This window comes from Anaeromyxobacter sp. SG64 (assembly GCF_022690745.1).
GTDB classification, from domain to species: Bacteria; Myxococcota; Myxococcia; order Myxococcales; family Anaeromyxobacteraceae; genus Anaeromyxobacter; species Anaeromyxobacter soli.
Genome location: NZ_JALCZB010000099.1, coordinates 1 through 16,454 on the forward strand (window position 1 = coordinate 1; position 16,454 = coordinate 16,454).

Consider the following 16,454-nt stretch of genomic DNA (forward strand, 5'->3'; position numbering starts at 1 on the left):
CCTCCAGCGCGGGATGCGGAACCTGGGCGTGGGGCCGTTCGGCGGACGGCCGGCGGGCGCCCCGGCGCAGCCCGCCCCGCCGTCGGGAGCGCTCCCGCCCGGCGTCACGGGTGCGTCGCCGCCGGACGCCGATGGAGCCCTGCGCGAGGCGCTGCGCGCGGCCGCCCCGCGCGCGAGGGAGAAGGATCTCTTCGCGCGGCTGGGGCTCCCGGACGGCGCCGGGAAGGACGAGGTGAAGCGCGCCTTCCTGGACCTCGCGCGGCGGTTCCACCCCGACCGGTTCGCGAGCCCGTCGATGGCGGACCTGGCCGGCACGGTGCGCGAGCTCTTCTCCGCGGTGAACGAGGCGTACGAGGTGCTCTCCCACCCGAAGAAGCGCGCCGAGTACCTCGCGCGGCGGGCCGGGGCGGCGTCGGCGCACGACGAGGCGGCGCGCGCCGACTTCGAGAAGGGCGAGGCGTGCCTGCGCACGCGCGATCTCGCCCGGGCCCGGGCGTTCTACGAGGCGGCGGTCCGCGCCGATCCGAGGCCGGAGTACCAGGCGGCGCTCGCCTTCGCCTGCCTCTCCGACCCGCGCGCCCGGGATCGCGAGCGCGCTCGCGCGCTGCTCGAGGAGGCCACGAAGGACCCGGCCTGCGACCGCGCCTTCTACGTCGCCGGCCTCCTGGCGCGGGACGAGGGCGACGACGCGAGCGCCGAGCGGCTGCTCCGGGCCGCGCTCCGGACGAACCCGCGCCACGTCGACGCGGTGCGCGAGCTGCGCGCGCTCGCGACCCGCCGCGCCGACGGGCGCTGAGCCCGGATCGCACCGGCCGGCCGGGCGGTCGTCGCCTTGACTGACGCGCGAATCCCGGGCGAGATCAGCCGCGGCGGCGCCGGCGCGGCGCCGGAAAGGCGACACCTTGGCGAAGCAGCACCTGCTCCTCGTCGACGGCGATCCCAAGTCACTGCGCGTGATGGAGGTCTCGCTCAAGAAGGCGGGCTTCTCCGTCACGACCGCCGTGAACGGCCGCGACGCGCTCGAGAAGTGCGCCATCTCCCCGCCGGACCTCATCCTCTCGGACACCAAGATGCCCGAGATGGACGGGTTCGAGCTGTGCCGCCGGCTGAAGGAGGACGACCGCCACCGCGGGACGCCGTTCATCTTCCTGACCGGTCAGAAGTCGGTCGAGTTCAAGGTGAAGGGCCTCGAGCTGGGCGTCGAGGACTACCTGACGAAGCCCATCTACATCAAGGAGATCGTCACCCGCGTGAAGATCCTCCTCGAGAAGCGCGAGAAGGAGCGCCTCGAGAAGAAGGATCTCAAGGCGAGCTTCGCGGGGAACCTCTCCGACATGGGCGTCGTGGACCTCGTCCAGACGCTGGAGATGGGCAAGAAGTCGGGCGCGCTGCACGTGCGGAGCAAGCGGGGGGCGCTCGCCATCTGCTACTTCCGCGACGGCCGCATCGTCGACTGCGAGCTCGGCGGGAAGCTCTCCGGCGAGAACGCGTTCTACCGGCTGCTCAACTGGCAGGACGGGGACTTCGCGATCGAGTTCAAGCCCATCGATCGCGAGGAGCGCATCCCGGTGTCGACGCAGGGCCTCCTCATGGAGGGCATGCGCCGCATCGACGAGTGGGGGCGGATCGTCGAGCAGCTCCCCGCTCTCGACAAGGTGTTCGAGATCGACGACGCGCTCCTCGGCGAGCGGCTCGCGGAGATCCCGGACGACGTGAACGCGCTGCTCCGGCTCTTCGACGGCAGGCGGACCCTCGAGCACGTGGTGGAGGAGGCCGACTACGACGATCTCGCCGCCGCGGGCGTGATCTCCAAGCTCTTCTTCGAGGGGATCCTCCGCGAGGTCGCGGCGCCGCCTCCGCCCGCGCCCGAGCCGGCCACTGCGGCGCCCCGGGTCGCTCCCGCGGTCCGCGAGCTCCGCGCCGCGGAGGCCGCTCCTCCCGTCGCGCCGACCGCGGCGGAGCCCGACGGGGTGGACTGGTTCGCGGGTCCGGTCCCCCCGACGCCGCGCCCTGCGCGGCCGGAGCCGGCGGCCGCGGCCGAGCGCGCGGAGGCGGAGCGCTCCACCGAGCCTCACGCCCGTCCGCCCGAGCAGCCCGCCCCCACGCCGCCTCCGGGCGCGTTCCAGCCGGGGAAGTACTCGATGCCGCTGCCGCCGCCGGGCACCCTCCCGCTGCCGCCGTCGCTGGCCACGCCGAGGGCGAGCGCACCGCGGGCCCCGGCGTCACCCCCCACGCCCGCGCCCACCGATCCGCTGCGCGAGGCCGCTCGGAGCTCGCTCCCGCCCCGCCGCCCCCGCGCGCCGCTCGCGCTCGCCGCGGCCGCGGTCGTCGCCGTGGGGGGAGGGGCCTTCCTGGCGCTGCGCGGGGGGAGCACGGGCGCTGGGCCGACCGCGACCGCCGCCCCCACGCCGGCCACGACCCCGCCCCCGCAGACGGTGGCCGCGTCACCGACCCCGACCGCCGCACCGGCCGCGATCCCGACCCCGGCTCCGGCTCCGGCTTCGGCTCCGACCCCCGCCGCGCTCCCATCCTCCGAATCGAGCCCGCCCTCGACGGCTCGCGAGCCCGCCGCCGCGGAGCAGCTCCCGGAGGCGCCGCCGCCGCCCGCGCCGCCCGCTCCCGCAAGCGCCCGCTCCGAGGACGCCGACTACCGGCGGTTCCTCGCGAGCGCCGAGCGCAAGTACGATGCCGGCCGGTTCGTGGACGCGATCGCGGACTACCGGCGCGCGGTCGCGCTGCGGCCGACCGGCCCTGCGAACGTCGGCCTGGCGCGCGCGCTCTACGACGCGAACCGCTCGGCAGAGGCGCTGCACGCGATCGAGGACGCCATCGCGGTCGACGGCCGCTACGCTCCCGCCTGGCTCCTGCTCGGCGAGCTCAAGCAGGCGGAGGGGAAGGTCTCCCAGGCGCGCGCCGCCTACCAGCGATTCCTCCAGCTCTCGCCCAACGGAGAGCAGTCGCGCGCAGTGCGCGAGATCCTCGCGAAGCAGCTCAGGTAGTCCCGGCGCGTTCCGCGGCCGGCGAGCCGTCGAGTGGGGGCGAACCCGCTCGCGCCCGCCGCCCGGCCGGGTTAGGTTCCGGCCGCGATGAAGATCCTCGCCATCGAGACCTCCTGCGACGAGACCGCGGCCGCCGTGGTCGAGGATGGGCGGCGCGCGCTCGCCGACGTGGTCGCCACGCAGATCGAGATCCACCGCCGCTGGGGCGGGGTCGTGCCGGAGCTGGCGAGCCGGAACCACGTCGTCCAGGTGATGCCCGTCGTCGACGAGGCGCTCTCGCGGGCGGGGGTGGGGCCGGACGGGATCGACGCGATCGCGGTCACGAGCGGGCCGGGCCTCGTGGGCGCGCTCCTCGTCGGCGTCCAGGCCGCCAAGGCGCTCGCGCTCGCCTGGCAGAAGCCGCTCGTGCGCGTGAACCACCTCGAGGGCCACCTCGTGGCGGCCTTCCTCTCCGAGACGGCGCCGGCGTTTCCGTACCTCGGCCTCGTGGTGTCGGGCGGCCACACGTCGCTCTACTCCGCGGAGCGCTTCGGAGCGTACCGGCTCCTCGGCCAGACCCGCGACGACGCCGCAGGCGAGGCGTTCGACAAGGGGGCGAAGCTGCTCGGCCTGCCGTACCCCGGCGGCATCGCGATCGACCGGCTCGCCAGGGAAGGCGACGCCCGCGCGATCCGCTTCCCGAAGGCGATCGTGAAGGGCTCGGAGCTCGACTTCAGCTTCTCGGGCCTCAAGACCTCGCTCCTGCACCACGTGAAGAAGCACGGGGTGCCGGAGGGCAGGGGGCTCGCGGACCTGTGCGCGAGCTACCAGGAGGCCATCGTCCGCGCGCTCGTCGAGAAGGCGTTCCGCGCGGCGCGCCGCCTCCAGTTCGACCGGCTCGTCCTCGCCGGCGGCGTCGCCGCGAACAGCCGGCTGCGCGCGGCGGTGTCGGAGAAGGCGGCCGAGTACGAGGGCATGGAGGTGTTCCTGCCCGCCCCCAGGCTCTGCACGGACAACGCGGCGATGATCGCCGTCGCCGGCACGCACGCGTTCCTCCGCGGCGAGCGCGCGGGCTCGGACCTCAACGCGGACCCCGCATGGCGCCTGTGACGAGCGCACCTCCCGCCGCCGCGGCCCGCTACCCGAGCCCCCGCGCGCTCCTCGAGAAGTACGGGCTCCGCGCGAAGAAGAGCTGGGGCCAGAACTTCCTCGGCGACGAGGCGATCCTGGACGACATCGCCCGCCTCGCCGCGCCGCGCGCCGGCGATCGCGTGGTCGAGCTCGGCGCCGGCCTCGGCCACCTCACCGCCCGGCTCCTCGCCCGCGGCGCGGAGGTGATCGCCGTCGAGCGCGACCGGGACATGGCCCGCGTCCTGCGCGGGGAGCTCGGCCAGCGCGTCCGGCTCCTGGAGGCCGACGCCGCGCGGATCGACTACGGGGAGGTCGCGCGGGCCTTCGAGGCGCCGGCCGCGCCCGCGGGCTCCGCTCGGCGCCTCGCGGTCGTCGGCAACCTGCCGTACCACCTCACGAGCCCGATCCTCTTCTCGCTGCTCGACCAGCTCGACCACGTCTCCCGCGCGGTCTTCCTGCTGCAGCGCGAGGTGGCCGAGCGGCTCGCGGCGGCGCCGGGGACCCGCGACTGGGGGCTCGCGTCGGTGCTCCTGCAGCGGGAGGCCGACGTCTCCGTCGAGCGGATCGTCCCGCCGGGCGCGTTCCTGCCGCCGCCCAACGTGGAGAGCGCCGTGCTCTGCGCGCTCTTCCGCCCGCCCGGCGACGCGCTCCGCGTGGCGGATCCGGCCCGCTTCCGCCGGCTCGTGAAGGCCGGCTTCGCCCAGCGCCGGAAGACGCTCGCCAACGCGCTGCGCGCCGGTCGCGTGGTGCCGGACGACGCGCTCGCTCGCGCGCTGGAGGCCGCGGGCATCGACCCCTCCCGCCGCGGCGAGACCCTCACCGTCGCCGAGTGGGCCGCCCTGGACCGCGCTCTGGGGACCTAGACCTCAAATCGGACCGAACACCCGCGAGGCGCACGAGACGGGAGCCGAGACGGCACCCGCAGCGAGGCGCGCCGAGGCGCTCCTTCGACGGGAGCCGCGCCCAGCGGCGCCTGGCAGTGCGCCGCAGGCGCAACGAGCGAGGACGCCCGTCGCAGGCCCGCGCTCGAGATCGAACGCGGCGCGAGGCGCACGAGACGGGAGCCGAGGCGGGCAACCGCAGCGACGCGCGCCGAGGCGTACTGCTTCCGTACGCCGCAGGCGCAAGGAGCGAGGACGCCCGCCGCAGGCCCCGTATCGTGCGCCGTAGCAGTTCACGGGCGCCCACCCGCTATCTCCGCCCGCCCTACCCCTTCAGTCGGGAGGGCGCCCGTGAAACTCGACGGCCGCTAGGGGCCGAACGTCGTGCGCGCGGTGGCGAGGAGCAGGCTCATGCCGCGAGCGCCGTTCTCGCCGAGGTAGTGCTGGAAGGCGACCGGGTCGAGCCGCATGGACTCGACCGTCCTCGCGACGATCGCGTCGTAGCTCGGCGCGTTCGGCTTCTTGAGCTCGAGCGCGATCTTGAGGATGGCGCGATGGAAGGCCGGGTCGACCCGGGCCTCCACCGTCTCCCGCACCGTCACGGACCGCTCCCGCGTCGCGACTCGGCTGGCCATCTCGCGCTGCCTCCCCATCCCTCGTCCGCACTGCAAAAGTGCTGCGACGATACGTGACGTGACATCGCCTGTCAACGGACACCCTGATCCCAGGATCACGGGATCCACGATCATTTTGTCACGGTCTCGGTCGAACGGCGCGCCCCGCGTCCAGTCGCCGCGCTGCCTTGCGACCCCCGCCCCGCCGTGGCAAGCTGCCACGCTTTCGCGCATCCGGAATGGAACGACCCAGGTACATCGCGGTCGAGGGGCCCATCGGCGTCGGCAAGACGACGCTCGCGCAGGTGCTCTCCGAGCGGCTCGGGGCGCGCCTCGTGCTCGAGCACGCCGAGGAGAACCCGTTCCTCGCGAGCTTCTACGGCGACCGGCGCAAGCACGCGTTCCAGGCCCAGCTCTTCTTCCTGCTCTCGCGCTTCCAGCAGCAGCAGGCCCTCTTCCAGCAGGACCTGTTCACCCAGTCCACGATCGCGGACTACCTGTTCGCGAAGGACCGGATCTTCGCCGCGCTCACCCTGTCGCCCGACGAGCTGGCGCTGTACGATCGCGTGTACGAGCTGCTCGGGCCCCGCATCGTGAAGCCCGATCTGGTCGTGTACCTGCAGGCGCGGACCGACGTGCTCGTCTCCCGTGTCCGCAGGCGCGGCCGGGATTTCGAGCGATCCGTCGATTCGTCCTACCTCGAGACGCTCGCCAAGGCGTACGGTGACTTCTTCTTCCACTACGACGAATCGCCGCTCCTCGTCGTCAACACGAGCGACATCGATCTCGAGCAGAACCCGCAGGATCTCGAGGCGCTCCTGGCCGTGATCCGGCGGCACCGCAAGGGAACCCAGCATTACGTGCCCATGGGCACGCCAACGTATTAAGGATAACGAACCTCGCCAATGGGCAGGACCCCGCCACGGGGCCTACACCGGAGGAAGCGAGCCATGTCCAGCCAGACCGCGCCGCGAAAGCGGGTCACCGTCCACGAGCTTCGCAGGATGAAGGACGCCGGCGAGAAGATCGCCGTCGTCACCGCCTACGACGCGACCGCCGCCCGCCTCGCCGACGCCGCCGGCGTCGACGCCGTGCTCGTCGGCGACTCGCTCGGCATGGTGGTGCAGGGCCAGGACTCGACCCTGCCCGTCACGCTCGAGCACATGATCTACCACTCGGCCGCCGTGCGCCGCGGCCTCGCCCGCGGGGCCGGCCGGGCCCACCTCGTCGGCGACCTGCCCTTCGGCAGCTACCAGGCGAGCGCCGACGACGCGGTGAAGGCGGCGGTGCGCCTCGTCGCGGAGGGCGGGGTCGAGGCGGTGAAGCTCGAGGGCGGCGCCGAGTTCGTCGAGGTGATCCGCCGCATCGTCCGCGCCGGCGTGCCGGTGATGGGGCACATCGGGCTCACCCCGCAGTCGGTCCACCGCATGGGCGGCTACGTGGTGCAGGGGAAGGACTCGGAGAAGGCGCAGCAGCTCCTCCGGGACGCGCGCGCGCTCGAGCTCGCGGGCTGCTACGCGGTCGTGCTGGAGTGCATCCCCACCGAGCTGGCGCGCATCATCTCGAGCCAGCTCCGCATCCCGACCATCGGCATCGGCGCAGGCCCGCACTGCGACGGGCAGGTGCTCGTCCTGAACGATCTCCTCGGCATGGACGACGCGTTCACGCCCAAGTTCGTGAAGCGCTTCGGCGAGATCGGGCAGGCGGTCACCGCCGCCCTGGGCGCGTACGTCGGCGAGGTGAAGCGCCGCGCGTTCCCCGACGACGCGCACAGCTTCCACTCCTCGTCGGTGCGGCTCGTCCCGGTCGCGGCGGAGCAGGACGAGGACGACTCCGAGCCCTCCGGCGGCGTCATGGGCGCACCGGTGTAGCCTCCCCGCGCGCCGCGCCCGGCGCCACGAAAGCCAGCCAGCCCTCCCGAGATGAAAGCACCCGAGCTCATCACCGATCCCGCCGTCTGGCAGGCGCGCTGCTCCGCGGCGCGCGACGGCGGCGCCCGCCTCGCGCTCGTCACGACGATGGGGTTCCTCCACGACGGCCACCTCTCGCTCATGCGTGAGGCGCGCGCGCGCGCGGACGCCGGCGGGCGGCGCGGCCTCGTGCTCGCGTCGATCTTCGTGAACCCCACGCAGTTCGGGCCGAACGAGGATCTCTCCCGCTACCCCCGCGATCTCGAGGGGGATCTCGCCAAGTGCGCGTCGGCCGGCGTCGACTGGGTCCTCGCGCCGACCGACCCGAGCGCGATGTTCCCTCCCGATCACCAGACCTGGGTGACGGTCGAGCGCGCGTCGCAGGGGCTGTGCGGCGCCTCGCGGCCGGGCCACTTCCGAGGCGTCGCGACGGTGGTCGCGAAGCTGCTCAACCTGTCCCGGCCGCACGTCGCGCTCTTCGGGGAGAAGGACTTCCAGCAGCTGGCGGTGATCCGCGCGATGACGCACGACCTCGCGATGGGGGTCGAGATCGTGGGGATGCCCATCGTGCGCGAGCCGGACGGGCTCGCCCGCTCCTCGCGGAACGCCTACCTGTCGAGGGAGGAGCGGGAGCGGGCGCTCTCGCTCTCCCGCACCCTGCGCGAGGCGGCGGACGCCGCGCTCCGCGGCGAGCGGGACGCGGCGGCGCTCGTGGCGCGGGCCCGGGCGCGCCTCGACGCCGCGGGCCTCCGCGTGGACTACGTGGAGATCGTCCACCCCGACTCGCTCGCGCCGGTCGCGCGGGCGGAGCGCGGGAGCGTGATGCTGGTCGCGGCCTACGCCGGGGCGACGCGCCTCATCGACAACCTCCGGCTGCCATGAGCGCGAAGGCCACCGGCGGCGCGCGAGGCGCGGAGGGCGAGAAGATCGTCGCGACGAATCGTCGCGCCCGCTTCGACTTCTCCATCGAGGACTCGTGGGAGGCGGGGCTCGTCCTCACCGGCAGCGAGGTGAAGTCGCTCCGGGAGGGGAACGTGAACCTCTCCGACGCCTACGCGCTGCCCAGGGGCGACGAGCTCTTCCTCGTGAACTGCCGGATCGGCGAGTACAAGCAGGCGGCGCACTTCGGCCACGAGCCGCTGCGCGACCGGAAACTCCTCATGAGCCGGGCCGAGCTCGACCGCGTCCGCGGCAAGGTCGAGCAGCGCGGCTACACGCTCGTCCCGCTCAGCCTCTACTTCAAGGGCGGGTGGGCCAAGGTCGAGCTCGGTCTCGCGAAGGGGCGCGCCCACGAGGACCGGCGCCACGCCATCGCGGAGCGCGAGACGAAGCGCGAGATGGACCGCGCGCTCTCCCGCCGACGGCGCTGACGTCGCGCTCCGCCGGGTCCCGGCTCACCGGGCGCTCGCAGGCCCTGCCGCTCCCTCCACCGGGTGGTACCCGCGCCTCTCGTTGGGGCGCGCGCTCCGGGGAGCGGCTCTGCTCTGCTAGCTTGGACCGGGCGACATGTTCGATCGCCTGACGCTCACCCACGACATCGTCGACATTCGCGGCGCGCTCGTCGCGCGGCGCGGGACGGTGATCTCTCCCGAGTCGATCGCGGACGCGGCCCACCGCGCGCCGGCGCTGCCCCGCCGCAGGCTCGCCGAGACCGAGCTCGCGCGGGACGTCGACGCGCCGCTCGGGGCGGCGGAGTACCGGCACCTCTTCCACGGCGACGCGGTGCGCGAGGCCGTGGCGCGCGCCCTGGGCAACGCCCTCTTGCCGGACGTGCTCGTCGAGGAGCTCGTCGCGGCGCGGCGGGAGGCCGCCGCGGTGCACGCGCACGCCTTCGCCGCCGCCGCCGCCGCGGTGCGGATGCTCCTGTCGGCGGTGGGCACGGCGCGCGGCGTCCCCGACCTCGCCGCCGCGGCCCTGCTCCACGATCTCGGCATGCGACACCTCCCGCCGCGGCTCCTCGCGCCGGCCGAGCGGCTCTCGCGAGAGGACGCGCTGCGTGTGGCGGCGCACCCGCTCACGGGGGCGTATCACCTCGCGACCGTGCTCGGCGCTCACCCCGCGGTCGCCGCGGCGCGCAGCCACCACTGGCGCTGCGGGCAGGGCTACCCCGCGCTCGGCGTGGCGCCCTCGCGCTCCATCGAGGTGGTCTCGGTCGCGAGCGCCTTCGCGGCGCTCACCCAGCCGCGCGCCTTCCGCTCCGCCGCCTACAGCGCGCGCGGCGCGGCGGACGTGCTCGTCTCGGAGGCCGCCCTCGGGCACGCCGACACGAACACCGTCCGGCTGCTCGTGCACGCGCTCCGCGGCGGCCGGGGCGACCCGCGCGCGGTGAGGTTCGGGCACGTGCGCGAGGGGCACGCGCCGGAGCACAATCGATACGCACCGGTCGAGGTGCCGGCGCGGGCGTATGTCTGATTGAGCGCCGCTCGGCGACCCTCCGCGTCAGTCCTTCCAGAGCCCCGACGCGCGGCGGAGCGTCTCCCACGAGTAGATGCCGGTGTCGTGGCCGTCCGACCAGCGGATCCGGAGCGCGTAGTTGCCCACCGCCTCGAGGCCGAGCGGGCGGATGTCGGAGGGGATCGTGGTGGGGTCGAGGAGCTTCCGGCCCGTGCCCTCCTCGACGCAGCCTGCGCAGGGGCAGAAGTCGCGGAGCAGGTGGTTCGGGAGCGTCACCTCCGGCCCGCCCCGCCAGAGGATGCGGACGCCGCCGTCGACGAGGTCGATCGCCTCGGGCGGTTCGACGTCCTGCTTCTTGAACGACACGCGATCGAGGAGGCCCATGCGCCGCTCTACATGGCGCGGCGGTGGCGGCGCGTCAAGCCGTCCGCGCCAGCGCCACCGCGAGCGAGGAGCGGTCCTCGAGCGGCCCGAGGCAGGGGCGGGCGTCGGCGGTCCAGAGCTCCGAGGTCGCGAGCTCCCGGGTCAGCCGCAGCACCGTCGAGGAGCGCGTCCCGTACGCGGGGTCCATGTGGATGCAGGTCGCGGCGCCGGAGGCCGCGGCGCCGCGCGGGGGCACGGGGTCGCCCTCCGGGGCGTGGACGGTGAGCACCTCGCGCAGCCGCTCGACGCCGGGGTCGAGCGGCCAGCGCGCCCGCACGAGCGCCGCGCGCGGGCAGCGCCCGTCCCAGGCGTTCTCGGTCACGACGTGCAGGCCGGGGCCGAGCGCCTCGACGCCCGCGCGCTCGCCGTCGTACCACCACAGGAAGGCGGAGCGTGCGTCGGCGACGACGAGGTGGAAGGGGTTCCAGGCGTCCGGCCGGACGGCGCCGAACGCGGCGCGCGCGCCCTCCGCCGACCCGGCCGCGAGGGCGAGGGGCACGAGCTCGCCGCGCGAGCGGCGCGCGAGGTCGGGGTACCAGTCGAGGGGGGCGTGGTAGTTCGTGAGCGCGGCGACGACGCCCGTCCGCGAGAGGCCGATCCAGGTGCCGCCGCCGAGCGCGTCGAGCGGCGCGGCGTAGCGCTCGCCGCCCGGGAGCGCACGGAGCGCCCAGCCTTCCGACGGCCGCCCGAGCCGCTCGTCGCGGTTCGCCGCCACCACCACCGGCCAGCGGCGATCCGTCCCCAGGGCGACTGCGAGGGTGCACATTCGACGACGAGCTTAACGGCCCGAGCAGGGAAGCGCCCGTCGGGAAACGGCGGGGAGGGGGCCCGGCCGCCGAGCGGCCGGGCCCGCTGGGCCGTGTGATCTCGCTACTGCACCTTCCGCGCGGAGCGGACGCGCTCGAGCAGGATCTCGCGCTGGAGCGCGATCGGCCGCGGCAGCGTCTTGCCGAGCTTGTCGAACCACTCCTCCTGCGACTCGAGCTCCTTCTCCCACTCGCCCAGATCGATCCGGGTGGCGGCGGCGACGGCCTCGGGCTTCGCGTCGATGCCGGAGAGGTCGAGGTCGCCCGCCTTCGGCGTGTAGCCGAGCAGGGTCTCCTGCGCGCCCACGCGGCCAGCGGCGCGATCGAGCATCCACTTCAGCACGCGCATGTTGTCGCCGTAGCCCGGCCAGAGGAACTTGCCGTCGGCGCTCTTCCGGAACCAGTTCACCATGTAGACCTTCGGCGGGTTCGGGATGCGCGACTGCATGTCGAGCCAGTGCTGGAAGTACGAGCCGGCGTCGTAGCCGCAGAACGGCAGCATCGCCATCGGATCGCGGCGGACGACGCCGACCGCGCCGGTGGCGGCGGCGGTGGTCTCGGAGCCCATCGTCGCGCCGAGGTAGACGCCGTGCGTCCAGTTGAAGGCCTCGAGGACGAGCGGCACGGTGGTGGAGCGGCGGCCACCGAAGATCAGCGCCGAGATGGGCACGCCCTTGGGATCGTCGACGAAGGGCGAGAGGGCCGGGTTGTTCCGCGCCGGCGCCGTGAAGCGGCTGTTCGGGTGCGCCGCCTTCTCGGTCGAGCCCTTCTTCCAGGGCTGTCCCTTCCAGTCGATGAGCTCGGCGGGCGGCTCGGTGTCCCAGCCCTCCCACCAGATGTCGCCGTCGGCGGTGCGCGCGACGTTCGTGAACAGCGTGTCCTTGCGGACCGAGTCCATCGCGTTCGGGTTCGTCTTGCGGTTCGTGCCCGGCGCGACGCCGAAGTAGCCGTTCTCCGGGTTCACCGCCCAGAGCCGCCCGTCCTCGCCGACGCGCATCCACGCGATGTCGTCACCGACGGTGCGGATCTTCCAGCCCTTGTACGCGGCCGGCGGGATCATCATGGCGAAGTTGGTCTTGCCGCAGGCCGACGGGAACGCGGCGGCGACGTACTGCTTCTCGCCCTGCGGGCTCTCCGCCTCGAGGATGAGCATGTGCTCGGCGAGCCAGCCCTCGTTCTTCGCGAGGTAGCTCGCGATGCGGAGCGCGAGGCACTTCTTGCCGAGGAGGGCGTTGCCGCCGTAGCCCGAGCCGATCGACCAGATCGTGTTGTCCTGCGGGAAGTGGCAGATGAAGCGCCTGTCGGGGTTGCAGTCGGCCACGGAGTGGAGGCCGCGGTTGAACTCGTCCGACTGGCCGAGCCGGTCGAGCGCGACCTTCCCCATGCGCGTCATGATCCCCATGTTCAGCGCGACGTAGACGGAGTCGGTGAGCTCGAACCCGACCTTCGAGAACGGCGACGCCGCCGGGCCCATGATGTACGGGACGACGTACATCGTGCGGCCCTTCATCGAGCCTTCGAACAGCTGGCCGAGCTTGTGGTAGGCCTCCTTCGGCGCCATCCAGTTGTTGGTGGGCCCGGCCTCCTCGCGCGTCGGCGTGCAGATGAACGTGAGGTGCTCGACCCGCGCGACGTCGTTCGGGTTCGAGTGGTGGTAGTAGCAGCCCGGCCACTTCTTCTGGTCCAGCGGGATGAGGACCTTGGCCGCGACGGCTTCCTCCGTGAGGCGCTTCTTCTCGGCCTCGGAGCCGTCGCACCAGTACACGCGGTCGGGCTTGCAGAGCTTCGCCATCTCGTCGACCCAGCCGAGGAGATGAGGGTTCGTCGTGGGGCGATCGGAAGAGGTAGCCATCCCGTGGTTTCCTTTTTGGGGTTGGGTCGGAAAGTGGTCGAGTATCGCCGAGGTCCGAGCTGGGCGGGGGCGGGCCAAGCTAGCGCACGGAGGGAGCTACGTCGACCCCCGCCTTCCGATCCGGGGCTCCATAATCTCGGCCGGACGAGTCGGCGGGTAAATCCCGGATGGCCCGGCCGGATGGGCCGTTTCGCGGGGGTTCCGCGACCCTCTCCTGCCCCGTAGCTTCCCGGAATGACGCGCCATGCGCACGGGCCCACGATCCTGCCGGACGGGCGGGTTCGCTTCGAGGTCTGGGCCCCGAAGATGAGGAGTGTCTCGGTCCGCATCGACGGCCTGGAGCACCCGCTGCACGCCGAGCCGGGCGGCTGGTTCGCCGGGGACCTCGCGGCCGGAGACGGGACGCGCTACGCGCTCGTGCTCGAGGACGGGCGCGTCCGGCCCGATCCCGCCACCCGCCGCCAGCCGGACGGGGTGCACGGCGCGTCGGAGGTGTTCGATCCGCGCCGATACGCGTGGCAGGACGCAGGCTGGCGGGGGCTCCCGCAGGACGCGCTCGTGCTCTACGAGCTGCACGTCGGGACGTTCACGGCCGAGGGGACGCTCGACGCGGCGGGGGAGCGGCTCGGGGAGCTCCTCGACCTGGGCGTGAGCTGCGTCGAGCTCATGCCCGTCCAGCCTTTCCCGGGAGCCCGGAACTGGGGCTACGACGGCGTCGAGCTCTACGCGGTCCACGAGGCGTACGGCGGCCCCGCGGCGCTGCAGCGCTTCGTCGACCGCGCCCACGGCCTCGGCCTCGCGGTGTGCCTCGACGTCGTCTACAACCACCTCGGTCCCGAGGGGAACTACCTCGCGGAGCTCGGCCCCTACTTCACGAACCGTCATCGAACGCTCTGGGGCGACGCGCTCGATCTCGACGGCGACGGCTCCGGGCCGGTGCGCGGGTTCATGATCGGCGCGGCGGTGCAGTGGATCCGCGACTTCCACGTGGACGCGCTGCGCCTCGACGCGACGCACGCCATCCTGGACGACTCGCCCGTGCACCTCGTCGCGGAGCTCGGCGAGGCGGTCCGGGCGGCCGGCCGCGACGCGGGGCGCGAGGTGCACGTCATCGCGGAGAACGACGAGAACGACCGCGAGGTGCTCGACCCGCCGCCGGGCGGCTGGGGGGCCTCGGCGGTCTGGGCGGACGACCTCCACCACGCGCTCCACGCTCTCGTCACGGGGGAGCGGAAGGGCTTCCTCGGCGACTTCGGCGGCCCCGACGACGTCCGCCGGGCACTCGCGGAGGGGTTCGTCTACCAGGGCCAGTGGTCCGGCTACCGGAAGCGGCCGCACGGCACCGACGTCGCCGGCCTCGCGCCCGTCCGGTTCGTCACCTGCGTTCAGAATCACGATCAGGTGGGCAACCGGCCTCACGGCGAGCGGCTCTCCGCCCTCGTCCCCTTCGACGCCCTCTACCCGCTCTCCACGCTCGTCGTGCTGGGCTCGGGGTTGCCGCTCCTCTTCATGGGCGAGGAGTACGGGGAGGACCGGCCGTTCCCGTACTTCACGAGCCACACGGATCCCGCGCTCGCCGCGGCGGTCTCGGAGGGGCGCAAGAACGAGTTCATCGCCGAAGGAGCCGGGGAGATCCCCGACCCGCAGGCGGAGGAGACCTTCCTGCGCGCGAAGCTCTCGCACCGCCGGGACGGTCGGCACGGCGCGCTCCGCGGGCACTACCAGCGGCTCCTCGCGCTCCGGCGGGCGCACCGCGTCGAGATCGCGCGCGCCTGGCCGCGCGTCGAGCGCGAGGGGACCGCCTACACGCTCCACCGGCCGGGGCTCGTGGTGCGCGCCAACCTCGGACCCGAGCCCGCGGGAGGCCTCGCGCCCTGGGGCGTCGCGATCGAGCAGCCGGGTGCGCCCCGAGCGCAGGGCGGCGAGGGAGGGGAGGGCGAGCTCCGCGCGCAGGCCGCGGCGAGCGGGGATCCTCCGCACGCCTTCGAGACGGAGCCGGGGGAGGGGCTCGCTCCGCGCGGCTGAGAGACGCCGAGGGGCCCTGCTCGCGCTCCGCGCCCGACCCCGAGCGCGGGCCCGCCTGCGGTCGGCCAGGACCCTCGCGCCCGAAGCGACCGCGCCCGCTCCCCCGGCGAGGCCGGGACGAGCGGGCGCGCAGGGCGGCGGCGAGGAACGCCGCTACTTCTTCTCGAGCTTCTGCCGGAGCAGATCGCCGAGCGTGCCGAAGCCCTTGCCCGACGGGCGGGGGACGGACCTCTGGTACTCGGCCGCCTCGGCGCGCTCCGCGGCATCCTCCGCGCCGGTCTTGGACAGGCGGATGCGGTGCTGCTCGTCGATCGCGAGCACGAGCGCGCGGAAGCCGTCGCCCACCTTGAACGACTTGCGGAGATCGGACCCGCGCGGCGTGCCGCTCTCGCTCGCGGGCACGAGGCCGCGGCCGCCGGCGAAGCGGACGAACACGCCGAAGCTCTCGATCTTGTCGACCGTGACCTCGACCACGTCGCCCGCCTTCGGGGGCGGCGGCGGCGCGGGGCGAGCCGGCCGCTCGCCCGCGGGCGCCGCGACCGGCTCCGGCCTCGGCGCGAGCGACTTCACCGAGAGGCCGATGCGCTCGCCCTTCTTCGGATCCTCGTCGATGCGGAGCACCTGCACCTGCACGGCGTCGCCCGACTTGAGGAGGTCCTGCGGCTTCGAGACGCGATCCCAGGACAGCTCGGAGACGTGGACGAGCCCCTCGACCCCGCCGATGTCCACGAACGCGCCGTAGTCCTGCACGCTCGTGACGACGCCCTCGAAGACGGCCCCCGGGGCGAGCCGCTCGCGCGTGGCGCGCGCCTTCTCGGCGCGCTCCTCCTCGAGGAGGGCCCGGCGGGAGAGCACGCAGTCGCGCGCGTCGGCGCGCTGCACCCTGAACAGGAGCTTCTGGCCGACGAAGGTCGCCGGGTCGCCCACGAAGCGCACGTCGATCTGCGACATCGGGCAGAAGGCGCGGACGCCGTGGACCTCGACCTCGAGGCCGCCCTTGTTCGCCGCCTTGACGAGCCCCTCCACGGGCAGGCCGGTCTGGGCCGCCTCGATGACCGCCTCGCGCGCGTGATCCCGCGTGGCGCGCGCGTGGCCCTTCGAGACGATGACGCCCCGGTCGTCGGCGTGGATCACCACCGCGTCGAGGATGTCGCCCTCGCGCGCGGTGACGTTCCCCTCCGCGTCCTTGAGCTCGGCGACCTCGATCATCGCCTCGGCGACCCCCGAGCCGAGCTCCAGGAACGCCACGTCGTGGCCGAGCTGGATGATCTTGCCCGCGACCTTCTCGCCCACCTGGAAGCGGCGGCGGGGCGCCGCGCCCTCGGAGGCGAGCATGTCCGCGAAGGAGCCCTCGTCCGGCATCGCCAGCTCGGGGGCCGGCGGCGGCTCGGGCGCGGTCGGCGGCGGGCCGGCGCGCCCGGCCCCGGGCGCGCGCGGCTC

General features: G+C 74.0%; 15 protein-coding genes. 10 read left to right on the forward strand and 5 right to left on the reverse strand.

The genetic code is table 11. The features are described 5' to 3' along the window. From MNZ29_RS20365 to rsmA, 4 genes are all read left to right on the forward strand, one after another. Positions 1 to 796, forward strand: a 796-nt coding sequence (locus tag MNZ29_RS20365; RefSeq protein WP_242356513.1) for a DnaJ domain-containing protein, incomplete at its 5' end; no start/stop codon positions are given. Positions 797 to 902: 106 nt separating this feature from the next. Further along, positions 903 to 2,999, forward strand: a complete 2,097-nt coding sequence (locus tag MNZ29_RS20370; protein ID WP_242356515.1) for a response regulator — start codon at positions 903 to 905, stop codon at positions 2,997 to 2,999. Between the two features lie 87 nt (positions 3,000 to 3,086). Next, complete coding sequence (gene tsaD / locus MNZ29_RS20375) at positions 3,087 to 4,088, forward strand: tRNA (adenosine(37)-N6)-threonylcarbamoyltransferase complex transferase subunit TsaD (protein ID WP_242356517.1); 1,002 nt, start codon at positions 3,087 to 3,089, stop codon at positions 4,086 to 4,088. Further along, complete coding sequence (rsmA, locus tag MNZ29_RS20380; RefSeq protein WP_242356519.1) at positions 4,076 to 4,972, forward strand: 16S rRNA (adenine(1518)-N(6)/adenine(1519)-N(6))-dimethyltransferase RsmA; 897 nt, start codon at positions 4,076 to 4,078, stop codon at positions 4,970 to 4,972. The genes tsaD and rsmA overlap by 13 nt, the downstream gene beginning before the upstream one ends. 386 nt (positions 4,973 to 5,358) lie before the next feature. On the opposite strand, the gene MNZ29_RS20385 is transcribed toward rsmA, so the two are convergent. Next, entirely contained in the window at positions 5,359 to 5,625 is a 267-nt protein-coding gene (locus tag MNZ29_RS20385; RefSeq protein ID WP_242340656.1) for a hypothetical protein, read from the reverse strand. Between the two features lie 218 nt (positions 5,626 to 5,843). Here MNZ29_RS20385 and MNZ29_RS20390 point away from each other — a divergent pair, with 218 nt between their 5' ends. The 5 genes from MNZ29_RS20390 to MNZ29_RS20410 all read left to right on the forward strand — a co-directional run bounded on the left by MNZ29_RS20390 (position 5,844) and on the right by MNZ29_RS20410 (position 9,926). Beyond that, positions 5,844 to 6,491: a deoxynucleoside kinase gene (locus MNZ29_RS20390; RefSeq protein ID WP_242340657.1), complete on the forward strand. Its 648-nt coding sequence runs from the start codon at positions 5,844 to 5,846 to the stop codon at positions 6,489 to 6,491. A 63-nt stretch (positions 6,492 to 6,554) separates the two neighbouring features. After that, a complete protein-coding gene (panB, locus tag MNZ29_RS20395; RefSeq protein WP_242340658.1) occupies positions 6,555 to 7,475 on the forward strand; it encodes a 3-methyl-2-oxobutanoate hydroxymethyltransferase in 921 nt (306 codons plus the stop codon). Positions 7,476 to 7,526: 51 nt separating this feature from the next. Continuing rightward, positions 7,527 to 8,396 carry a pantoate--beta-alanine ligase gene (panC, locus tag MNZ29_RS20400; RefSeq protein WP_242340659.1) on the forward strand — a complete coding sequence of 290 codons (870 nt, stop codon included), beginning with the start codon at positions 7,527 to 7,529 and terminating at the stop codon, positions 8,394 to 8,396. Beyond that, positions 8,393 to 8,884 carry an SsrA-binding protein SmpB gene (smpB, locus tag MNZ29_RS20405; protein ID WP_242340660.1) on the forward strand — a complete coding sequence of 164 codons (492 nt, stop codon included), beginning with the start codon at positions 8,393 to 8,395 and terminating at the stop codon, positions 8,882 to 8,884. Before panC ends, smpB begins: the two co-directional genes overlap by 4 nt. A gap of 136 nt (positions 8,885 to 9,020) precedes the next feature. Next, a complete protein-coding gene (locus MNZ29_RS20410; protein ID WP_242340661.1) occupies positions 9,021 to 9,926 on the forward strand; it encodes an HD domain-containing phosphohydrolase in 906 nt (301 codons plus the stop codon). Between the two features lie 27 nt (positions 9,927 to 9,953). Here MNZ29_RS20410 and MNZ29_RS20415 read toward each other — a convergent pair whose 3' ends face one another. From MNZ29_RS20415 to MNZ29_RS20425, 3 genes are all read right to left on the reverse strand, one after another. Next, a complete protein-coding gene (locus MNZ29_RS20415; protein WP_242340662.1) occupies positions 9,954 to 10,292 on the reverse strand; it encodes a DUF971 domain-containing protein in 339 nt (112 codons plus the stop codon). Positions 10,293 to 10,326: 34 nt separating this feature from the next. Further along, complete coding sequence (locus tag MNZ29_RS20420; RefSeq protein WP_242340663.1) at positions 10,327 to 11,097, reverse strand: NRDE family protein; 771 nt, start codon at positions 11,095 to 11,097, stop codon at positions 10,327 to 10,329. Positions 11,098 to 11,201: 104 nt separating this feature from the next. Beyond that, positions 11,202 to 12,989, reverse strand: coding sequence for a phosphoenolpyruvate carboxykinase (GTP) (locus MNZ29_RS20425; protein ID WP_242340664.1), 1,788 nt, complete (start codon positions 12,987 to 12,989; stop codon positions 11,202 to 11,204). Positions 12,990 to 13,223: 234 nt separating this feature from the next. Here MNZ29_RS20425 and treZ point away from each other — a divergent pair, with 234 nt between their 5' ends. Then, positions 13,224 to 15,014 carry a malto-oligosyltrehalose trehalohydrolase gene (gene treZ / locus MNZ29_RS20430; RefSeq protein WP_242340665.1) on the forward strand — a complete coding sequence of 597 codons (1,791 nt, stop codon included), beginning with the start codon at positions 13,224 to 13,226 and terminating at the stop codon, positions 15,012 to 15,014. A gap of 153 nt (positions 15,015 to 15,167) precedes the next feature. Here treZ and MNZ29_RS20435 read toward each other — a convergent pair. After that, on the reverse strand, positions 15,168 to 16,454 hold a 1,287-nt coding region (locus MNZ29_RS20435), incomplete at its 5' end, for a 30S ribosomal protein S1 (RefSeq protein WP_242356521.1).